Source organism: Paenibacillus zanthoxyli JH29 (genome assembly GCF_000520715.1).
GTDB classification, from domain to species: Bacteria; Bacillota; Bacilli; order Paenibacillales; family Paenibacillaceae; genus Paenibacillus_AQ; species Paenibacillus_AQ zanthoxyli.
The window spans coordinates 1-5,039 of record NZ_ASSD01000354.1 but is presented as its reverse complement, the minus strand read 5'-3'; the positions used below and the strand labels follow the sequence as shown (position 1 = coordinate 5,039).

At 48.4% G+C, this 5,039-nt stretch carries 9 protein-coding genes; 7 read left to right on the top strand and 2 right to left on the bottom strand.

Annotated features, from left to right (window positions below; genetic code table 11):
• Positions 1-112: 112 nt before the first annotated feature.
• On the bottom strand, positions 113-1,339 hold the full coding sequence (locus tag L691_RS0112855; protein ID WP_025690917.1) for a tyrosine-type recombinase/integrase: 1,227 nt from the start codon (positions 1,337-1,339) through the stop codon (positions 113-115).
• 89 nt (positions 1,340-1,428) lie between these two features.
• A complete protein-coding gene (locus L691_RS28795; protein ID WP_232229177.1) occupies positions 1,429-1,761 on the bottom strand; it encodes a helix-turn-helix transcriptional regulator in 333 nt (110 codons plus the stop codon).
• A gap of 150 nt (positions 1,762-1,911) precedes the next feature.
• On the opposite strand from L691_RS28795, the gene L691_RS0112845 reads away from it, so the two are divergent.
• The 7 genes from L691_RS0112845 to L691_RS0112810 all read left to right on the top strand — a co-directional run.
• On the top strand, positions 1,912-2,142 hold the full coding sequence (locus tag L691_RS0112845) for a helix-turn-helix transcriptional regulator (protein WP_084654120.1): 231 nt from the start codon (positions 1,912-1,914) through the stop codon (positions 2,140-2,142).
• A 17-nt stretch (positions 2,143-2,159) separates the two neighbouring features.
• On the top strand, positions 2,160-2,450 hold the full coding sequence (locus L691_RS0112840) for a helix-turn-helix domain-containing protein (protein WP_025690914.1): 291 nt from the start codon (positions 2,160-2,162) through the stop codon (positions 2,448-2,450).
• A gap of 156 nt (positions 2,451-2,606) precedes the next feature.
• Positions 2,607-2,843, top strand: a complete 237-nt coding sequence (locus L691_RS0112835; RefSeq protein WP_025690913.1) for a hypothetical protein — start codon at positions 2,607-2,609, stop codon at positions 2,841-2,843.
• A 253-nt stretch (positions 2,844-3,096) separates the two neighbouring features.
• Positions 3,097-3,396 carry a hypothetical protein gene (locus tag L691_RS0112830; protein ID WP_025690912.1) on the top strand — a complete coding sequence of 100 codons (300 nt, stop codon included), beginning with the start codon at positions 3,097-3,099 and terminating at the stop codon, positions 3,394-3,396.
• Between the two features lie 54 nt (positions 3,397-3,450).
• Positions 3,451-3,729 carry an AbrB/MazE/SpoVT family DNA-binding domain-containing protein gene (locus tag L691_RS0112825; RefSeq protein WP_025690911.1) on the top strand — a complete coding sequence of 93 codons (279 nt, stop codon included), beginning with the start codon at positions 3,451-3,453 and terminating at the stop codon, positions 3,727-3,729.
• A 132-nt stretch (positions 3,730-3,861) separates the two neighbouring features.
• Positions 3,862-4,269, top strand: a complete 408-nt coding sequence (locus tag L691_RS0112815; RefSeq protein ID WP_025690910.1) for a hypothetical protein — start codon at positions 3,862-3,864, stop codon at positions 4,267-4,269.
• Positions 4,266-5,039, top strand: a 774-nt coding sequence (locus tag L691_RS0112810; RefSeq protein WP_025690909.1) for a DUF2800 domain-containing protein, incomplete at its 3' end; no start/stop codon positions are given. The genes L691_RS0112815 and L691_RS0112810, both read left to right, overlap by 4 nt.

The following is a 5,039-nucleotide window of genomic DNA, read 5'->3' as shown; positions in this document are numbered from 1 at the left end:
GCTGATAGCGTGGGTTCGATTCCCATCACCCGCTTATGCCCTTATTTTTGTTAAAACCCTTGCGCCACAAGGGTTTTTTCTTTGTCCGTTTTTCGTTTCCCAATGACTACAATTAGCTTGTGGTGTCCATTTGGTGTCCACGCTGCTTTTTTGGGTCGAACACTTCAAATAGATTCTCCTCTCCGATCGGCCCAGTGTCCCGTTCCATGTAGATATCAGTTGTAGTCGCCAAACGAGAGTGTCTCAATTGGCTTTGGATAGTCTTAAGATCTGCACCATACTTGCGCAGCAGTAAAGCCGTAGTGTGCCGGAGATCGTGCAGGCGGATTCGGGGGAGGTTGTACTTGTCCAGTATTCTTCTCCAACGTAGAGAAGGCGTATTGGGGTAATACTTTTCTCCGTATCCGCTGTGAAAAGCGTAACGCTTATCCCCGCCCTTCCATTCACCCGGCTTCATCTTCATTCTTTCTCTGATCTGTCGGCGCTTATATAAGCGGAGCTCAATCATGTACCAACTCGGCATAGGGACGTACCCTTCGGATTCAATGGTCTTGACCTCGCCCTCCACGCTTCTCCCTTCTTCATCCAATGTGATTTGCTTCCCAACATAAATCTGATTGTTGTCAAAGTCGCAGTCTGGCCATTCAGTAGCCAAAAATTCACCCCTGCGGTATCCGCCTAAGAGCACTCCAATGAAATACAATTTCCAGGTGTCCGGTTCGTTGTAAAGAGCAGTTATCGCCCGCTCTACTTCCTCTGATGTATAGGATTTTTTTCTGTTCTTCATTTTCCGAAGTTCGGATTTACCAGGCTTAGGTCGTTTCACACCGTCCATTGGGTTTCTTACAATGAGTTTCCATTCTTTTGCTGTGTCGAATATGGATTTAAGGGCCTTATATATATTAATCAATGTGTTGGTTGACAAAGCCCCTTTTCGCTTATCCTTACGAGCAGCAGGTTCAGATAGGCTTGTGAAGTACCGCACAATTTGGATTGTCGATATTCGGTCTAATTGATATCGACCAAACTCAGGGATTAGTCGGCACTTTATGAGAGACATAACATTTTTCCGAGTGTAGTCGCCCATTTCGATGTCAGCGTAGTTTTTTTTCCAATCATTCAGCACGAACTCTTCAAATCCCATGTTCAGCGGCTTCTGCCAAGTTCCGTTTTTTACTGCGTCCTCGAACTTAGCAGCTTCTAAATCTAATTCCCCTTTACGTGGTTTGCGATCAAGGGTAATCGTCGTGAATTCCCGCATCCGCTTGCCTTTTGCGTCATATCCCAATTCAGCAATAAGCTTGTATTTCCCATTCCCTTTATCTTGCCAGTTTGCCATTTTTTCACCTCCTTTCGGCGAATGTATGTTCGTTTTTATATGTATGTAAAGTCAAGTTGACGTATTGTCAATTTTAGAATAGTTCTATGTTATTTACGTTTAGCCTTGACGAATTCAATATAGTTGACGATATCTTCGATTTCTTCTTCAGAGAATGCTTCATTTGGGTATCTCAACGAAATTGCCTTTTCAAGGTTTGGTGTCCAAATTTCCATGCCACCAATCTCAATCAAATTGCTCTTCTTAATATTGAAATGTCGGGAAATTCTTTCGATAGCGCCCATCCGAGGTTCAGATATTCCGCTTTCCCAGGCTGATACAGCTTTATTCGTAACTCCTGCTATCTCAGCGAGTTCCTGCTGAGTTAATCCATATCGTTTTCTTAAAATCTTTAAATTTTCTGCAATTCCCAATTCCTCCACTTTTCTGTCCAACTCCTTCATCTATTTGTAATGGATTATATATAAAAAGGTGAAAAAAATCAAGCTAAATATCTATTTATTATAGATAACAACGTTGACAGTCTATTTAAAATGGATTATTCTTTATGTACCCAGTAGCGAGGAGGGAAGATGATGGAACAATCGACGACAGAGCGGGTGACTATGCGCCGTGCTAGGGTTTTGGCGGAAATGACTAAGAAGGAGGTTGCAGAATTGCTCGGGGTACACCCGCAGACATATTCCAAGTGGGAAGATGATCCAGAAGAAATGAGTATAAGTACGGCGAAACAGTTCTGCCGCATTGTTAAACAGGAGTTTTCAGACATTTTTTTTGATACCGAGTCCATTTTAAATGGATAGATAGGAGGGATAGACAAATGTCTACTTTAGACTTCATTGAAACCTTGAAGTCTGAGGTTTCGGAGGATGTTTTTGTTAGACTCATGGATAAACTGGAGCCGCTTATCCAGCAAAAGCTTCATCACAATGCATTTAGCACACAAGATGCAGCTGCTTATCTCGGATGTAGTGACCGTATGCTGCAACTCATGTGCAAGCGAGGAGAAATCAAATTTTATAAAATCGGCACTGACTACAGATTTCGTCAAAAAGTACTTGATGAGTGGATCGCAGAACAGGAGAAGGCTAGCTGCTCATCTTCGGAGTAATCCTTCTCCTCATCCATTATCGCCGATCATTGACAATCTCATACGCACCAGATTTTTAGATATTATCGATGAGAGTAAAAAGAAATATTCATGCCTGCAAATGCAATGATGGCGATAATATCTCCTTGGAACTTAACAAGAAGGAGGAATTTTAAGTTGGACAAGCCCCAATTGAATAAAGAACTGCCAAATCAAGAAAAGTTGGTACTGAACCATCTGGCACTAGCCAAGTGGCACATTGACCAGGTAATCGAAGCTGAACTGGCCGCGCGTCGAGTCAAGCACCTGGGCAAGCTGGGCGCTGGCCGCTATGAGATCGTCGAGACGCTGTCCGCGCTGATGAAGGAGGAGAGAGGCCATGAAAGCCTGCTGCAATTCTCGGACGTCGGTTGAGGTGATCGAGCGACGGCTTGAACTACGACGGATGCGGTGGCGGCTCATATGTGGCTGGGCAGAGTGCAATCCTGACGTGCTGCCGGCAGCGCTGGATTGGCTGGATAGCGAGATCGCGGCGCTGTCATGAGACGGGACGACTTGAATTTCTGGCGCGGGCTGATGAACGCTCTGGGGCTGGAGTTGATCGCTGTTGCGGTGATCTTGATAGGCTGGTTGATGATGAGACCCTGAGAAGGAGGTGAAAACGAAGGTGGACTATAGCGCTGAAGTTGCAAGGTTCATTTCAAAGATTACCAAAGAGGCAAACACCGAAGAAGATGTCGCTGAGTTCTTGTCAGCCCTTTGCTCCGGTGTGGGCGGATTCCTGTTCATTGCATTAGAACCAGAGTGTCACGAAGCCTTGGTCGATCAACTGGCGGCCGATATCAAGCAATCGGCCAAAAATGCTGCCAAGAATCCGGGAATGCGATTCATGCAGGTGATGAAATGCCTGAAACGGCAGAACGAAAACGGCGACCCTGCGGCTCCTACCCCGCAAGATCGCCCATAAGACAAATCAACCATTATGAGGTCAGTGTAACACTGGCCGGAAGGAGACGCAAGTATGAAAGCTACTGGAATTGTTCGTCGTATTGATGATTTGGGCCGCGTAGTGGTCCCGAAGGAGCTGCGCCGCATGCTGAATATCGAAGAGGGAGATCCGATTGAATTCTTCTCCGATGGCGACAAGGTAATTCTGAAAAAATATTCACCTGGCTGCACGTTTTGCGGCGAGGAAGAACATCTTCAGTCCCTTGGCGGTAAGCCGATTTGTCTTAAATGCGTGCAAATCCTTGCTTCTCGTCAGAATGAGCTGACCAAGGAATTAGGCAATGGTTCTTAAGCTTGTAGGCGAGATCCGCTGCGAGGTCTGCGGCCATAAGGTGGACAAGCGCTTCATTCATCCATCATTGGAATGACCATCAAGTCTGTGTTTCCTGCATTCATTCTATTTTATCATTCGAGGAGGATCATCATGCCTGTACAAATTACGATTACTGGAGATAACGCGAAAGAGGCCCTGCAAGAGATCGGGGGCTTGGCCTCTGCGCTGGTCGGTGCAACACCCAAGAAGGAAGCGGCAGTCATTGCTGAGCCAACGGACAAGCCAAAGCGCAGCCGCGCGGGAGCGACCAAGTTAGAAACTCCGACGGAGCCAGACGAGACTGAGCAAGAAGAGCCGCAAACTGGCACCGGGGAGGACGACTCTTCCGAAGAGATCCCTGACGATGTGAAGCTGCGCGCGTCTGCCGCCGAAGCGGCAAAGAACGCCGGTAAGGTCAAGGTGAAGGCCCTGCTGGACGAATATGGCGTCCCGAACGTGACGGCACTGCCGGATGACAAGCGCCTGTCCTTCCTTCGAGACTTGGAGGGGCTTGAATGACGGCTCCCGCACACTCCGAACGAGCTCACGCGCTGCTTGGGGCGTCCAAGGCCAGCCAATGGATCAACTGCCCGCCGAGCGCCCGCCTGCAAGAGCATTTTCCTGATAAGCGGAGTGAGTATGCCGAAGAAGGAACCGCTGCCCATGAGCTGTCAGAACTGCGACTCCAGCGCCGGCTAACCATCTGCGATTCTAAGCGCCGGGCAGATCTGGACGGCAAGATTGAGGCGTTCAAAGAGTCGAATCGCTTCTATAATCCTGAAATGGAGAACGCCGTCTCGGATTACTGCGAGTTTGTGGAAGAACGGGCAATGGAAGCGAAAGCGCGCTCTGCTGATGCTATCGTTCTGCTGGAGGCTAATGCCGACTTCAGTGAGTGGGTGCCTGAAGGCAGGGGAATCGGAGATGTTGTCCTGATCTCTGACGGCATCCTCGAAGTTATTGACCTGAAGTACGGTCAGGGCGTTCCTGTCAGCGCCTACGGTAATCCACAGATCCGGCTGTATGCTCTCGGAGCTTGGGCTGAATATAATCTCTTCTATGATATCCGGGAAGTTCGGATGTCCATTATGCAGCCGCGCCTGGATAGTATATCTACGGATTCCTTGACGGTTGAGGGGCTGCTGGAGTGGGCTGAGAACGTAGTGCGGCCTGCTGCGGCGCTCGCGGATGCCGGCGAAGGGGAGTTCAAGGCAGGCGACCACTGCCGCTGGTGCAAGGTCAAAGGTAATTGCCGGGCCCGCGCCGATGCCAATATGGCTGGCGGATCC